Source organism: Paenibacillus sp. oral taxon 786 str. D14 (assembly GCF_000159955.1).
In the GTDB taxonomy this organism is placed as follows: Bacteria; Bacillota; Bacilli; order Paenibacillales; family Paenibacillaceae; genus Fontibacillus; species Fontibacillus phoenicis.
The window spans coordinates 256,574-270,710 of record NZ_GG695971.1; the positions used below are offsets into that span (position 1 = coordinate 256,574).

Genomic DNA, 14,137 nt, shown 5'->3' on the forward strand with positions numbered 1-14,137 from the left:
AAAGAACACGTTCTACACGCCCCAAACCACTTACTCCAACCATTTAAACCAAACCTCCAACTCAACTACGCTGCCGGTATTGTCCCCGTTGATGCTGCCGCACGGGACGAATCCAGTAAAACAGCATGATGCCGAACAACAACAGTGAGCTGATCCCAACCGTCACCGTGACGTCGAAGCTTTCTGCCATCCAGCCGCCCAGAATGGGGCCGAGGATGACACCAATCCCTTCGATGCCGGAGAGGACGCCCCAGCCGGTCGCTTTTTGTTCGGCAGGAACGTAGTGGGACAGGATGGCGTTCCATGCCGGGAGTACAGCGGCATACGCCGCACCAAGACAGACGGCGAGCAGCATCGTGCTGAAGATCTGCCGGGAGTAGATCAGCAATCCAAGGCAGGCGGCCAAGGCGCCAAAACCGGCGATCAACAGCCATTTGTAACCCCATTTGTCGGCAAGCCGGCCCATCGGAACGAGCAGCAGGACGGTCATGCAGCCCCCAGCCATCAACACGATGGAATAATCCGAATAATCCAGCGCCAAATACTCGGAGGCAAAGCTCGGCAGGACGGGCACCAGCAGACCGGCGGCAAGCGTTTGCACAATCATGCCGGGCACAAGCGGCTTCATTTGCGCAAGCTTGCTCCCGATTTCACGTATTTGCTGTTTAAATGGGACCGTAGACTCCAGCAAGCGTCGGGATGAGAAATCCATCCGTTTCAGGGCGGCCAGCAGCCACCCCGCGGCCCAGCATCCGGCCAATAGCCAGAACGATAACACATAGCTGCGGTCGATCAGAAAATTGACGCCAACTGGGCCTAGCCCCAGCGAGACGAGCCAAATCGTATAAATCGATCCCATCTGTGAGCCGCGGCGGTCCTCCCGGATCTCGGAGAGGCAGAGCAGCCAGACGGGCGAGACCCCAATCCCGATCAGGCCCGCCCCAAGTACAATCGCCCAAGGAGCATGAACTCCGTAAGAGACGAACAGGCCGAGCAGTCCGAGCAGCAGGAAGATATTCAAGATCACCCGGGCGGGGAACCGATCCAGCACGTATCCTGCGAGAACCTTAATCAGCGTGTCGGCCAAATAATGGACCGAGATCGCTAAACCAACCGCCGCCAGCGTAATCTGGCGTTCTTTGGCATAGGCGGGCAGGAATGAGATAAGAAAGGCGCTGCGGGCGATTTCTGTGAAAAACAAAATGGCCGCGCAGTGCAGAAATGCTGGAGTAAGATGATGACTGGATATCCATCGGCGAGTACTTTTCATATGTGTAAGACCCCTTGCTTCTTATTCGTGCCTTCATCGTCAACGGTGCGGCTCGTTGAATCATTAGCCGTCCGCCAACGCCGGCAGTCGGCCCGTCAGGCGCAGTACGTCCCGGACGATCGTCTCGGTGGCGCAACCCGCGGCCAGTTCGTCGTATTGCTGGAGCATCCGGGCCCGGCGGACCTCGGAATCAAGCAGCTCTTGCACCTGCTCCGCCAAGGTTCGCGGCGAGGAGGCCACTACGGCTGCGCCTTTGCGCTCCAGGTACCTCGCGTTTTCCCGCTCCTGGCCGGAGAACGGCTTGTAGACCACGATCGGCGTGCGGATCTGGATCGCTTCCGACAATGTGATACCGCCAGCCTTCGTCACGATGCAAGCGGCTTCCCGTATACGGTCATGGATTGCTTCGACGTAACCGAATAGGCGGAGCCGTTCGTGACCGGCAAAACGCCGTTCCAGGCGACGCCGCAGCTTCTCGTTGCCTCCGCAGACGAGGTCCACTCGCACGTCCGGCAGTGCCAACAGCTTGGCGGTGATCCGCTGGGCGTCGGGCAAAGGAATATGCGCCCCCATCATGACCAGAATGGAGCGGGATCTCTCCAAGGATCGCCTTGCCTGGGTCTGCGTCAGCGGATTTGAGGATCGCCCCGGCTCATAAAAATGCTCCCGCACGGGGATGCCGCTGACCACAATCGCCTCTTCCGGCACGCCGCGCTCCATCATCTCCCGCTTCAAATCGGCGGTCGCCACATAATAACGGTCCGGCTGCGTGAACAACCAGCGGTTGTGCAGGCTGAAGTCGGTCACAACTGTAAAGACCGGCCCCCGAATGCCGTGTTTTCGCAAGTGTTCCGTAATGCCGCCGAAGGGGAAGGTGTTGATGATCGCGTCTGGCCGCTGCTTTTGGAGCAGGGCGATGAGTTTTTTCATGCCCAGCTGGTTTCCCCATTTCGCTATAGCGCTCGTCTGCTGGAGATCCTTCGTTGCGTAATAGCTCCAACCGTAATAATCTAAGCCGTAGGTTGAGAACCACGGGCTGTATAAGTAGAGATGCCGGGAAATAGAATTGAGTCCCGGATGGGCTTCACGGTACAGGTCGATCACGCTGACCGAACGGACGCCCGAACGGGTCAGGGATTGCTCCAGCGTCCGCGCTACCTGGATATGGCCGTTGCCGTATCCGGCGGTCAGGATGACGATATGCATGTTTTGCTTCATGATAGCTGCCGCCTTTCCACCGAAATCGAAAATGCACGGTTCATTCCGTTGATTTATTCCGAGTTCCAGTATATAGGAAGGTTGGAAGAATCAAACCGGACGTTCGGCGTGATTTCATTCCGACCTTAGTCCAGTATGCGGGCCGGACCGCTTGGGATTATAACCCCCCTAGGACATCCGAGTAACCCAAGTGAATATACCTTCACTTTAGAGTGTTAATGTTAACGTTCGTTTAAGGGGGATAGGTATCTGTGTAAATGGGCGTTGAGGTGAGGCGATGGGATTCGTTTTTTTACCTGTGGCATTCGGGATGGCGGATTAGGTATAATTAAAAAATGACTTGAGTTCGTTTAGAAAGAGGATATGGATGAATAAACAATCGATTTATGGTATGACGAAGGATCAGCTGGCCGCTTGGCTGCTGGACCGTGGACATAAACGAGGCCGGGCCGAGATGGTATGGGAGGGTCTATACCGCAAACGGGTTACTGCGTTCGATGCAATGGAAGGCGTTCATCCCGAATGCCTCGCCCTGCTGAAGGAACAGTTTGTTATCGAAACCTTGGAGGAGCATGTCCGCCAAGAGTCGATCGATGGGACGATCAAGTTCCTATTCCGCTTGCAGGACGGCAACCTGATCGAGACGGTGCTCATGCGCCATAAATTTGGTCTGTCGGTTTGCGTGACAACCCAGGTTGGATGTAATATCGGCTGCAGCTTCTGCGCCAGCGGGCTGTTGAAGAAGAGCCGGGATCTGACGAGCGGAGAAATCGTAGAGCAGGTCATGAAGGTGCAGATGCATTTGGACCGGCAGGGCAAAGGTGAACGCGTCTCCCACATCGTGGTGATGGGGATCGGGGAACCTTTTGATAATTACGACAATATGGCTGATTTCCTGCGGGTCATCCAAGACCCCAAAGGACTTGCGATTGGTCCGCGCCACATTACCGTGTCGACCAGCGGGCTGGCGGACAAAATCATCGAGTTTGCCGATTCCGATCTGCAAGTGAATTTGGCTGTGTCGTTGCATGCCCCAAACAATGAGCTGCGCACGCGGATCATGAAGATCAATAAGGCGATTCCGATTGAGAAGCTGATGGCGGCGATCGACTATTACCTGGAGCGGACGAACCGGCGGCTTACGATTGAGTATATTTTGCTCAAGGGCGTGAATGACGGGACGGAACATGCGCAGGAATTGGCGGATCTGCTGGGAGACCGGTTTGTGAACGTCAACCTGATTCCGTATAATCCGGTGGATGAGCACAGCCAGTATCAGCGGAGTGAACAGAAATCCGTGTTGGCCTTCTACGATGCGCTCAAAAAACGCGGCCTCAGCGTCAGCGTCCGGCTCGAGCACGGGGCCGACATCGATGCGGCCTGCGGACAGCTGCGCAGCAAGCAGCTGAAGCAGCCGAGCTGAACTAAACTGAGCGAGCGGGATAATGGCAGGACTTGGAGAATTGCTCCAAGTCCTTTTCTTTTGGGCTGTCGGAGGTTGGCGCTGGAATAGGACCAACTCGTATCCGTCCGTTCGTTCAACTGCAAAAGTACATCTGAAACGGGGGTTTTTTGAAATTTAGGGCGATTAGCTGTAAAAGTACAGTTGAAAATGAGACCTAGGATGGATTTCGGCTGATATTCGGAAAATGAACTGCACTTTTACACTTGAACCTTCAAAAATGCCCGGTTTTGACGCAAATGAAATGTACTTTTGCATTTCGTGGAAAGGTGGCGTACCGCGCTTGCGACAAGCGGGTGGTCGCCCCGACCGAATCTCCACTAGAGATGTCTTCGGATAACGTCCTCCAGTAAGCTGGCCACCGCATGCGGACTGCTCTGGAGTACCTCTCTCGACAGAGGCAGTCGTACGAACCGTTCATCCAGCTCCAGCGCCTCGGCGAACAAGCCGCTTAAGCCGCGGGCCCGGCGATCGATCTGCATCACCAGTTCCAAGGCGTCGCCCCGCGGGAAGAACAGGATCTCCAGCTCGTCGAGGTATCCGCGGAACTTGGTGCCGGGGACATATTCAAATTCCTGCACGAACGGCAGAGCGCCGCCAAGTCTTGGGGCATAGTCATTGGTCACTTCGCGCAACCGAAAGCCCAGCAAATCGACGGCATCCAGCACGGTTTGCATTTTTGCGTCCGGCAGGACACGAATCAGGTCCTCATCCTTTGGATCCAAGGCCATCTCGATGTCGAGTCCGCTTTCTACCCAGATCGGCACGTTATGCAGCGTCACCGGCATTTGCTCTGGAAGCAGGAACCGGAACGGGATCTGCTTCCGCTCCCCGGGCCGCAGCTCGAAGCCTTCGGTGACAAGGTATTTGGCGATCGTGCCGGTTGTTCTTATTTTGCGGTCATTGGATTCGCGCAGGTAGTTGGTTTTCAGCTTCAAGTAAATGTTACCGATCGATTGCTCAGTCTGTCCGCCATCCACATAAACGGTACCGCTGATCTCACCGCCCAGCCGGACTTCGTCGACATCCAGCTCCGTATTGATCTGCGCCGAGCCGATCCCCACACTGGCTAGCATTTTCTTGATAAACGACATAGTTCAACCTACCTCCAACATGGATTTGGTTCTGACTGATTTTGTAAGTATGAGTGCGATTCGGAAATTATTACGTATTCAGGATGGTTGTGGTTTCATTCATTCCCAATGATCCTTTATAAACGGTTTGTTATTTTTTCATAGACAAGCTAACATATGGGGTACAATCGTAATCCTCGAGGTGAAGGAGGTATTCTGGTGCTGCTAGAGGTTATAGCAACCTGTGTGGAGGACGCCATCGTGGCGGAGGCGAATGGAGCGGATCGGCTGGAGCTGATTACGGCGATCACGGAAGGGGGACTGACCCCCGGTATTGGCTTGGTTCAACAAGTGGTGAAGGCGGTGGCCATTCCCGTTCACGTGATGGTGCGCCCGCATAGCCGGTCTTTTGTGTACGGAGAAGCCGATTTGCTGACGATGGAAGCCGAAGTCCGAGCGATTGCCGAAGCGGGGGCGGCGGGCATCGTGTTTGGCGCGCTGACGGCCGATCGTAAGATCGACGAGGCTGCGCTGGAGCGGATTTTGGCGCTGACCGGCGGGCTTAACGTTACGTTTCACCGGGCGTTTGACGAGTTGGCCGATTTGCCGTCCGGATTGCGCACGCTCATGAAGTACCCGCAGGTAAACCGGGTGCTGACATCGGGCGGACCGCGCTCTGCGCCGCAGGCGGTTTCCGAGATTCGGGAGCTGGTGGAGCTGGCACGCGGCAGCTCGCTGCGCATTTTAGCTGGACACGGCTTGACCCTGGAGACGGTCTCGCAAGTCATTGCCAATACGGGCGTGACCGAAGTGCATTTCGGTTCTGCCGTACGAATCGGCGGGGACGGGCTGGCTCCCCTCGACCCCTCCAAGCTGCTGAGCTTATCTCGTTTATTGCGTGGCATAAATCGACAGGGAACACCATAATATAACAAAAATTTACTGGATACGACACCTCTTCGGGAGATAAAATGTCATTATATCCCATAAAGAGGAGCGTTTCCTGAATTTATGTCAATTCATCCCAAGAACCAACAAACTTTTGCTCAACGATGTGTATTGGCTTTCCTGTGCGTACTGCTAATGCTTGAAACGGTGGGCGCGTCAACTTCGGCGATGGCAGCATCAACTTCAACTGCATCTCCCGTATCTTGCGGGCCGGGCTGCAATCGTTATGACATTGTCATGATCGGCAGCGAAATTGAAGGGGTGCTCTTGGCAAAGCGAGCGCATGATGCCGGGCTAAGCGTACTGATCCTCGATCCGCGCGAGAAGCCGGGCGGGGAGCTGATCCAAGGGCAGATGCTCGTGCTGGACGAACCCAACGACAATCGCAAGCGCAGCTTGGTGCAAGGCGAAATGAAATCCCTGTACGACGGCTACAATGCCGGGACGATTCGCAAATTGTCCGCCTTTGAAAGCTATTACCGCAAGCTGATCCGCGGGATTCCTATGCGCAGCGGCATCGCCATCGACGGCGTGGAGATTGAAGAGACCGGCAAGTCTGGGAAAGGGAAAACGCTGAAATCGATCACCTACCTGGCCAAAGACGGCAAGTTGTATCAAGTACAGGCGGGGTATTTTGTGGAAAATACCGATTTTAACGCACTCACCGTCCATCTTGGCAATAAACGGATCCCAGGGATGGAAAGCTTGTACAACGGCAAGAAGCCGGATTATATGGCGGCTACTTATATGCTGCGGTTCAAGGGCGTCAACTGGGGGAAGCTGCATCAAGCGGTGCTGGAGGATTATCCGCTGACGAATGTCGTCAAGAAATACGGCCCCAATACATATGTCGATTGGGATTTTGCCACCGGCTTCAGCAACATCACCTACCAGTACAAGCCGCGGGATTCCCAATTACTGCTGAGAGGACTGAATGCCACCTATCAGAAAGACGGCGAAGTGATCGTCAATGGCTTGCTGATTTACGATGTCGATCCGGCCGATCCGAAATCGGTCCGTTCCGCCGTGGCTAAGGGCAAGGCCGAAGCGCCGTATATCGCCAAATTTTTGCGTCAGCATATTCCCGGCTTCAGCAAAGCTGAGCTGAACGGGTATCCCGAATATTTGTACATCCGCGACTATAACCGTTATGAAACGGAGTACGTGCTGACTTATAAGGACGTGATGTCGAGCCGGATGTTCTGGGACAATGTGACGCTTGGAGGATATCCCGTCGATTTGCAGGCGACCCGCGCCGTGAAGAAGGGCATCGGTTACGGTAAGCCGGATCGCTACGGGATTCCCCTGCGTTCCTTTGAGCTGAAGTCCTACGACAACGTCCTGGTAGCTGGCAAAAATATCGGTGCGGATATCAAAGCCTACGGAAGCGCCCGCATCATTCCAACCACCGCGCTGGCCGCGGAAACGATGGGCATCCTGCTCGCGCGCGAATGGAAGAAGGGCCATAAGCGGTTAAGCGAGCTGACCCCAGCTGATTTCCGCCGAATCCACCAATATTTGAAGAAGGATTACAACATCCGGATTGATCAATGATCTGCGCACGGAAGTTCACCGCTTTGCATGGCGATCCCTGTCATATCGTGATATACTGGTGGAACAAATGTTCCCTAGGGATATCGGCGGGTGACACAAAGAATTATGGCAAAAGAGTCCACGGTTACGATCGCGGTGCGCCCTCTGGTGGAGTATGTGTTCCGCAGCGGCAGCTTGGAAGGCGGCTTTCGTGCCGCGGTTTCGCTGACGGAAGGCACGAAGGCGCATCAGCAGGTGCAGAAGCAATACGGCGAAGGAGACCAGAAAGAAGTGTATTTGAAGGCGGAGATTCCCTGCGGGGATCTCCTCTTCGTCGTGGACGGGCGTTGCGACGGGCTGCTGGCCGGTGAGGACGGAAGCTTGACCGTGGACGAGATCAAATCGACAGCCGGCGATTTGTCGGCCATCGACGAGGACACCTATCCCGTGCATTGGGCCCAGGCGAAGTGCTATGCCTACATGTACGCCAAAGCCAACGGGCTGAGCGAGATGGGCATCCAGCTGACTTATGTGCAGCTGGATACGGGGGAGCGGAAGCAGTTTCGGACGCGCGCCGGGATCGACGAGCTGGAGACGTTTATGTATGACGTTGTTCAGCAATATGCCCCGCATGCCCGGCTGCTTCGCAACCATCGTCGCGAGCGGAACCGGAGCATCGCGGAGCTGGCGTTTCCGTTTCCCGGATACCGGGCCGGGCAACGGAAGCTGGCGGGCGCGGTGTACAAGACGATCGAGGAAGCCGTTGGTTTGTTTGCCCAAGCGCCAACAGGCATTGGCAAGACGATCTCCACCACATTTCCGGCGCTTAAGGCGATGGGGGAAGGCAAGCTGAATCAGCTGTATTACCTTACCGCCAAGACGATTACCCGGACTGCGGCGGAGAACGCCTTCGCGCTGATGGAAGCGCAGGGTCTGCAAGCTTGGGTCGTCACGCTGACCGCCAAGGAGAAAATTTGCTTTCGCGAAGAAGTCCGCTGCACCAAGGAAGACTGCATGTATGCCGACGGATATTACGATCGGATTAATGGGGCGATCCAGGATATTCTGGCGAATGAGACCCAGCTTGCCCGCCCGGTGATTGAGGCATACGCCCGGAAGCACCGGGTGTGCCCGTTTGAATTTTCGCTGGACCTCTCCTATGCCGCCGATGTAACGATCTGTGATTACAATTATGTGTTTGATCCCAAAGTGTCCTTGCAGCGCATGTTCGCCGAGCAGAAGAAGGAAACCGTGCTGCTGATCGACGAGGCGCATAATCTGGGCGACCGGGCCCGGGAGATGTATTCCGCTGAGCTGCTGAAATCCAGCTTCTTAACGCTGCAACGGGCCTATAAAGCGAAGAGTCCCTCCGTCGCGAAGGCGGCTAAGGCGGTAAACGCCGGGTTCATCGAGCTGCGGAAGCAGGCGGAAGGGTCGTTTTGGGTTGATCGGGCCGCGCCAGAGCTGCTGCTGCAGCGGGTGGAAGCTTTTGCCAAGGCTGCCGAACGGGAGCTGGCGATTGATCCCTCCGCCGCCGGGCAGGCGAATGCTCCAGGCAGTTCGGAAGCCGAGGCGCGGGAGCTGCTGCTTCAGGCTTATTTTGACGCCCTGCATTTCAGCCGAATGGGCAAGCTGTACGATGAGCGGTTCGTCACCTACGCTGAGATCACCAGGGAGGATGTGCGGATCAAGCTGTTTTGCTTGGATCCTTCTCATTTGCTGCAGGAGATGAGCAAGGGGTTTCGCTCGCGGATTTATTTCTCGGCGACGTTGTCGCCGATGGGGTATTATCGCGACATGTTGGGCGCCGGGCCGGACGATTATTCGATATCGCTGCCTTCTCCCTTCTCCCGGGATCAGCTGGAAGTGGTGGTCGTGCCGCTGTCCACCAGGTATCAAGACCGGGAACAGACACGTGGTCCGCTCGTTCGTGCTTTACAGGAAGTGACCCGCGGCCGGCCGGGAAATTATTTGTTTTTCTTCCCTTCCTACGCCTATATGAACATGATTTACGAAGAATTTGCCGCCTCCAAGGACAAAGGGACAGAGCTGTTGCTTCAGCAGGCGGGGATGACCGAGGAGGATCGGGAGCAGTTTTTAGCCGCTTTTGTGCCAAACCCTGAACCGGGCAGGACCTTTATCGCCTTTGCCGTCATGGGAGGCTTGTTCTCGGAGGGCATCGATCTTGTTGGCGACCGGTTGACAGGCGTGGCGATCGTCGGTGTCGGCTTGCCGCAAATCGGTCCGGAACGCAACTTGATTCGCGACTACTTTCAGGCGACCGGACGAGATGGCTTTGATTATGCTTACGTGTACCCCGGCATGAATAAGGTGTTGCAGGCCGGCGGGCGCCTGATTCGCTCGGAGACCGACTATGGCCGCTTGGCCCTGATCGACGACCGTTACCTTCAATCGCATTACGCACGGCTGCTGCCGGAGGAATGGCGCTAGAGCACTCCGAATATTCCCTTCAATTGTGACATATTTTGAACATGTAAGGATAACTTGTTCCGGTTGGGGGAGGCGACGGTTTGGGGATCACGTATATTAAGGTTTCGGTTGTTTATTTTGTCATCGGTGTATTGCTAGGCATGTACATGTCCATGCAACATGACTATACTTTATCGGGCGTTCATGCCCATGTGAATTTGCTGGGGTGGGCGTCCTTTGCGTTGGCTGGCGTCATTTATGTGTTGTTTCCGGGAGCAGGGGAAAGTCTGCTGAGCAAAATCCAGTTCTGGACGTACTCCATCGGGCTTCCGGTCATGATGATCAGTTTATCTCTGGTGCTGAACGGTTCCGAACAACTGGAGCCTTTGGTAGCGATTGGCGGAACCCTTGTCGTGATCAGTGTCATCATATTTGCAGTCAACGTGCTGACGAACGTGCGGACCAGCGCGTCGGCTCGCGGCAGAAAGTAACTATAGCGCGAGTGAAAGAGGTGCATTCTTCATCAGCTGCCCGGGAGATCGATCTGGTCGGCTGTTTTTTTTTGCAAAGGTGGGTTGACACTTATCTCGATATCATGTATCTTAATATCAAGATATCTCATATTAAGAATTATTCAAGACGCTTGAGGTTACCCTATGCTATAGTTATCATAGTCCGAACACGACATGGAGGTGAGTTCACAGATGGCTCCAACGAAGAATGAGGCGCTGCATTTGTTCATCGTCTTGTCCCGGGCCAGCGAGTGGGTACATGCGCATGCGGATAAGGAGATTCGGAAATACGGATTAACCCGGACCGAGTTTGGCGTACTAGACTTGCTGTATCATAAAGGCAGACAGCCGATTCAGCAAATTGGCTCTAAGGTGTTGATGAGCAGCGGCAATATTACGTATGTCGTGGATAAGCTGGAGAAGAAGGGGTACGTCACCCGGAAGGATTGCGTGGAAGACCGACGGTTAGTTTACGCAGAACTCACCGAGCAGGGACGCGAGTTCATCGAAGAGGTGTTCCCGCAGATTACCGGCATCATCGAGGAGGCAGTCAGTGGTCTTTCGCCGGAAGAGAAGCAGATCGCGGGGATGCTGCTGAAGAAGCTTGGGAAATCGGCGCAGGCCGGCTTTAAATAGCGGCAAGGGATTAAGGGGACCCAAATCATTGCTCGCGAAAGAAATTGACTTAACGAAGCTCCGACAGGCGGCGGAAAGGGCGTCAGAGGACGTCTTTTCAGGTCTAATATCTTAATATAAAGATTCTATACATTAAGAGATATCTGATAGGAAAGTATGTCAGGTACGTACACAAATAAAATCAAAAAACAAAGGAGTTAAACATGAATTTGGAATTGGCGTTATTAATTGTTCGTTTGGTGTTGGGATTGACGATGATGGCGCATGGTGCGCAAAAGCTGTTTGGTTGGTTTGGCGGTCACGGCCCTAAGGGAACCGGCGGTTGGTTTGAAACGATAGGGATGAAGCCCGGGGTGCTGATGGCCGTGTTAGCGGGTCTCGCTGAATTTGGCGGCGGATTGCTGGTGGCGGCAGGTTTATTTACGCCTATAGGTACGGCGCTGTTGATTCTTACGATGATCGTGGCGATCGTATCCGTTCATGGTAAGAATGGGTTCTGGTCGACGTCAGGCGGCTTTGAATACAATTTGCTGCTGATCGCTGTTTTGGTTGGCTTGATGTTGTCCGGGGCCGGGGAATACTCTCTCGATGCTCTGCTATAACAAATCAGATTACTATGAACGCAATAAAGGTTTAATTGAGGAGGAAGTTATCGATGAATTCGCATGAGCATGATTTTACCACGGTTATCAAATCCCGCCGGTCGGCGAATAAATTTATCCCGGGTGTAGAAATCCAAGACAAGGAACTGGAAGAAATCTTTCATCTTACGAAATTCGCGCCGTCGGCGTTTAACTTGCAGCATACCCATTATGTGGTGGTGAAGGATCCCGAATTGAAGGAGCAAGTGTATGAGGCTGCGGCCAAGCAATATAAAGTCCGAACTGCCTCCGCGGTGATCCTGGTGCTGGGAAAATTGGATGCCCATAAGGATGTCGGGATGATGAATGAAGGCCTTCTGAATTTGGGCGTTCTCAGCAAGCAGGAGTACGACATGCTCGTGTCGGATACGATCGGGTTCTATGAAAGCCGGGGCGAAGCGTTTATGCGGGATGAGGCGATTCGCAGCGCCAGCCTATCGGCCATGCAGATGATGCTCATCGCGAAGGACCGCGGCTGGGATACATGCCCGATGATCGGGTTTGATCCCGACGCCATGCGCCGCCTGCTGAACGTTCCGGACAATTACGTGCCGGTGATGCTGATAGCGATCGGCAAAGAAGACAGCTCGAGCTTCCGTCCGCGCGGCTACCGTAAGCCGGTTGGCGAGTTCGTCAGCTTTAACCGTTTTTGAGCATGCTTATCACCCAAAACAAGGAGGAGCTACACATGGTACATCCAACTTCAGGGATTCATCATATTACCGCATTTGCTACCGATCCGCAGGTGAATGTCGATTTTTACGCAGGAGTGCTGGGGCTTAGATTGGTCAAAAAAACGATCAACTTCGATGCCCCGGAGGTGTACCATTTGTACTTCGGCGATGAGGATGGGAATCCGGGAACGATTATGACCTTCTTCCCGACGCCCGGGGCTCGGCGCGGCCGGGTTGGCGGCGGCCAGGTCGGCGTCACTACCTTCGCCATACCGGTTGGCACAATGGGGTTCTGGCAGGAGCGTCTGCACAAATTCGGCATCTCCACGACCGAAACCCGCCGATTCGGTGAATCCTATCTGCATTTCCGTGACAAAGACGGACTCCAGCTCGAGCTGGTGGAACGCGCTACCGGTCCGCTAAGCACTTGGTCGTTTGGCGGCATTCCAACCGACAAGGCGATCAAAGGCTTTGGCGGCGCGGTGCTCTACAGCATGGCCCCGGAGAAAACTGCCGCGTTGCTCGAAACCGTCATGGGCTTACAGAAGCTTGGCACAGAGGGCGATTATACCCGTTTTAAAGCCGAGGGTGACCTTGGCGATGTGATCGATGTAAACGTCAAGTCGATGGAATACGGCGCGGGCGGAGCCGGAACGGTGCATCACATCGCCTGGAGAGCCCGGGACTTCGCGGAACATGAAGAATGGAGAGTTCGGGTTGCCGAGCACGGCTACCATCCGACGCCAATCGTTGACCGGCAATATTTTCACGCGCTTTATTTCCGGGAGGAAGGCGGCATCTTGTTCGAAATTGCCACGAATCCGCCAGGGTTCGCCAATGACGAGTCGCCGGAGCATTTGGGTGAAAAGCTGATGCTTCCCGCTTGGTATGAACCGCACCGTGCACTGATCGAACAAAATCTGACCCCGTTTGAAGTCCGGGCGCTGAAGGAGGATCTGCAGGGATGAAGCTGAAGCATATCTTCAAGCCGGGGACCCTAACGGCCAGCGGTGAAGCGGCGGCACCTACACTGCTTCTTCTCCACGGCACCGGCGGCACGGAGCGGGATCTGCTGCCATTGGCAGAAATCATCTCCCCGGCTTCGGCAGTGCTTAGCGTCCGGGGGAACGTATTGGAGAACGGGATGCCGCGTTTCTTCCGGCGGTTGGCGATGGGCGTGTTCGACGAGGAGGATCTGGTGCTGCGCACGAAGGAGCTGCACGATTTCCTGGACGAGGCGGCGGCGCACTACGGCTTCGATCGGAGCCGCATCGTTGCGGTGGGGTATTCGAACGGAGCAAACATCGCAGCGAGCCTCCTGTTCCACCATGCGGCCGCACTAAGCGGGGCTATTCTGCACCATCCGATGGTCCCGCGGCGGGGCGTGCCGCTGCCGGAGATGGCAGGAATCCCTGTCTTCATCGGGGCGGGGCGGAATGACGCGATGTGTAAGCCGGAAGAAACCGAGGAACTGGAAGGGGTGCTCAGAGGTGCGGGTGCCCAAGTGCATGTGCATTGGGAGCCCTATGGACATCAGTTGACCGAAACCGAGGTTCAGGCTGCGGCAGAGTGGTTTCAGGACCATCTGCTGAACCAATAAGACAGGTATCATCAAAGGCAGTTCGGAGCACATCGCTCTGGACTGCCTTTGTTTGTTGGATAAATTAAGTGCCCACAAATGAGAGATTTTGTGCTAGCATAAAATGTGTGCGCTTACATGGAGGATATTGGTTGAACTAT

General features: G+C 54.9%; 13 protein-coding genes. 10 read left to right on the forward strand and 3 right to left on the reverse strand.

All coding sequences use genetic code 11. The features are described from left to right. Nucleotides 1-61: 61 nt before the first annotated feature. Complete coding sequence (locus POTG_RS04195; protein WP_009223558.1) at nt 62-1,270, reverse strand: MFS transporter; 1,209 nt, start codon at nt 1,268-1,270, stop codon at nt 62-64. Between the two features lie 63 nt (nt 1,271-1,333). Beyond that, complete coding sequence (locus POTG_RS04200) at nt 1,334-2,488, reverse strand: MGDG synthase family glycosyltransferase (RefSeq protein ID WP_009223559.1); 1,155 nt, start codon at nt 2,486-2,488, stop codon at nt 1,334-1,336. 367 nt (nt 2,489-2,855) lie between these two features. Here POTG_RS04200 and rlmN point away from each other — a divergent pair, with 367 nt between their 5' ends. Then, on the forward strand, nt 2,856-3,911 hold the full coding sequence (gene rlmN / locus POTG_RS04205) for a 23S rRNA (adenine(2503)-C(2))-methyltransferase RlmN (protein ID WP_009223560.1): 1,056 nt from the start codon (nt 2,856-2,858) through the stop codon (nt 3,909-3,911). Between the two features lie 359 nt (nt 3,912-4,270). Here the strand turns inward: rlmN and POTG_RS04210 are convergent, their stop codons facing one another. Further along, on the reverse strand, nt 4,271-5,044 hold the full coding sequence (locus tag POTG_RS04210) for a sporulation protein (protein WP_009223561.1): 774 nt from the start codon (nt 5,042-5,044) through the stop codon (nt 4,271-4,273). 198 nt (nt 5,045-5,242) lie between these two features. Between POTG_RS04210 and POTG_RS04215 the strand changes: the two genes are divergently transcribed. The 9 genes from POTG_RS04215 (at nt 5,243) to POTG_RS04255 (ending at nt 13,997) form a co-directional block, all read left to right on the forward strand. Next, nucleotides 5,243-5,950 (forward strand): copper homeostasis protein CutC, encoded by a 708-nt coding sequence (locus POTG_RS04215; RefSeq protein WP_036644152.1) that lies wholly within the window; start codon nt 5,243-5,245, stop codon nt 5,948-5,950. A gap of 84 nt (nt 5,951-6,034) precedes the next feature. Next, nucleotides 6,035-7,525 (forward strand): FAD-dependent oxidoreductase, encoded by a 1,491-nt coding sequence (locus tag POTG_RS04220; protein ID WP_009223563.1) that lies wholly within the window; start codon nt 6,035-6,037, stop codon nt 7,523-7,525. A gap of 105 nt (nt 7,526-7,630) precedes the next feature. Further along, nucleotides 7,631-9,955, forward strand: a complete 2,325-nt coding sequence (locus POTG_RS04225; RefSeq protein ID WP_036644154.1) for an ATP-dependent DNA helicase — start codon at nt 7,631-7,633, stop codon at nt 9,953-9,955. 80 nt (nt 9,956-10,035) lie between these two features. Further along, nucleotides 10,036-10,425, forward strand: coding sequence for a hypothetical protein (locus tag POTG_RS04230; RefSeq protein ID WP_009223565.1), 390 nt, complete (start codon nt 10,036-10,038; stop codon nt 10,423-10,425). Between the two features lie 213 nt (nt 10,426-10,638). Beyond that, nucleotides 10,639-11,082: a MarR family winged helix-turn-helix transcriptional regulator gene (locus POTG_RS04235; protein WP_009223566.1), complete on the forward strand. Its 444-nt coding sequence runs from the start codon at nt 10,639-10,641 to the stop codon at nt 11,080-11,082. Nucleotides 11,083-11,285: 203 nt separating this feature from the next. Beyond that, nucleotides 11,286-11,684, forward strand: a complete 399-nt coding sequence (locus tag POTG_RS04240) for a DoxX family protein (protein ID WP_009223567.1) — start codon at nt 11,286-11,288, stop codon at nt 11,682-11,684. A gap of 53 nt (nt 11,685-11,737) precedes the next feature. Beyond that, complete coding sequence (locus tag POTG_RS04245; RefSeq protein ID WP_009223568.1) at nt 11,738-12,376, forward strand: nitroreductase family protein; 639 nt, start codon at nt 11,738-11,740, stop codon at nt 12,374-12,376. A gap of 35 nt (nt 12,377-12,411) precedes the next feature. Next, nucleotides 12,412-13,365 carry a ring-cleaving dioxygenase gene (locus POTG_RS04250; protein WP_009223569.1) on the forward strand — a complete coding sequence of 318 codons (954 nt, stop codon included), beginning with the start codon at nt 12,412-12,414 and terminating at the stop codon, nt 13,363-13,365. Beyond that, the gene (locus POTG_RS04255) at nt 13,362-13,997 is read left to right on the forward strand and encodes an alpha/beta hydrolase (RefSeq protein WP_009223570.1); all 636 of its coding nucleotides are present in this window, start codon (nt 13,362-13,364) and stop codon (nt 13,995-13,997) included. The genes POTG_RS04250 and POTG_RS04255 overlap by 4 nt, the downstream gene beginning before the upstream one ends. The last annotated feature ends 140 nt before the right edge of the window (nt 13,998-14,137 follow it).

What these genes read in the sequence shown, in the direction of transcription:
- POTG_RS04225 (WP_036644154.1), top strand. Translation starts at nt 7,631, where the DNA reads ATGGCAAAAGAGTCCACGGTTACGATCGCGGTGCGCCCTCTGGTGGAG.
- POTG_RS04240 (WP_009223567.1), top strand. Translation starts at nt 11,286, where the DNA reads ATGAATTTGGAATTGGCGTTATTAATTGTTCGTTTGGTGTTGGGATTG.
- POTG_RS04255 (WP_009223570.1), top strand. Translation starts at nt 13,362, where the DNA reads ATGAAGCTGAAGCATATCTTCAAGCCGGGGACCCTAACGGCCAGCGGT.
- POTG_RS04245 (WP_009223568.1), top strand. Translation starts at nt 11,738, where the DNA reads ATGAATTCGCATGAGCATGATTTTACCACGGTTATCAAATCCCGCCGG.
- POTG_RS04195 (WP_009223558.1), bottom strand. Translation starts at nt 1,270, where the DNA reads ATGAAAAGTACTCGCCGATGGATATCCAGTCATCATCTTACTCCAGCA.
- POTG_RS04250 (WP_009223569.1), top strand. Translation starts at nt 12,412, where the DNA reads ATGGTACATCCAACTTCAGGGATTCATCATATTACCGCATTTGCTACC.
- POTG_RS04210 (WP_009223561.1), bottom strand. Translation starts at nt 5,044, where the DNA reads ATGTCGTTTATCAAGAAAATGCTAGCCAGTGTGGGGATCGGCTCGGCG.
- POTG_RS04220 (WP_009223563.1), top strand. Translation starts at nt 6,035, where the DNA reads ATGTCAATTCATCCCAAGAACCAACAAACTTTTGCTCAACGATGTGTA.
- rlmN (WP_009223560.1), top strand. Translation starts at nt 2,856, where the DNA reads ATGAATAAACAATCGATTTATGGTATGACGAAGGATCAGCTGGCCGCT.
- POTG_RS04200 (WP_009223559.1), bottom strand. Translation starts at nt 2,488, where the DNA reads ATGAAGCAAAACATGCATATCGTCATCCTGACCGCCGGATACGGCAAC.
- POTG_RS04235 (WP_009223566.1), top strand. Translation starts at nt 10,639, where the DNA reads ATGGCTCCAACGAAGAATGAGGCGCTGCATTTGTTCATCGTCTTGTCC.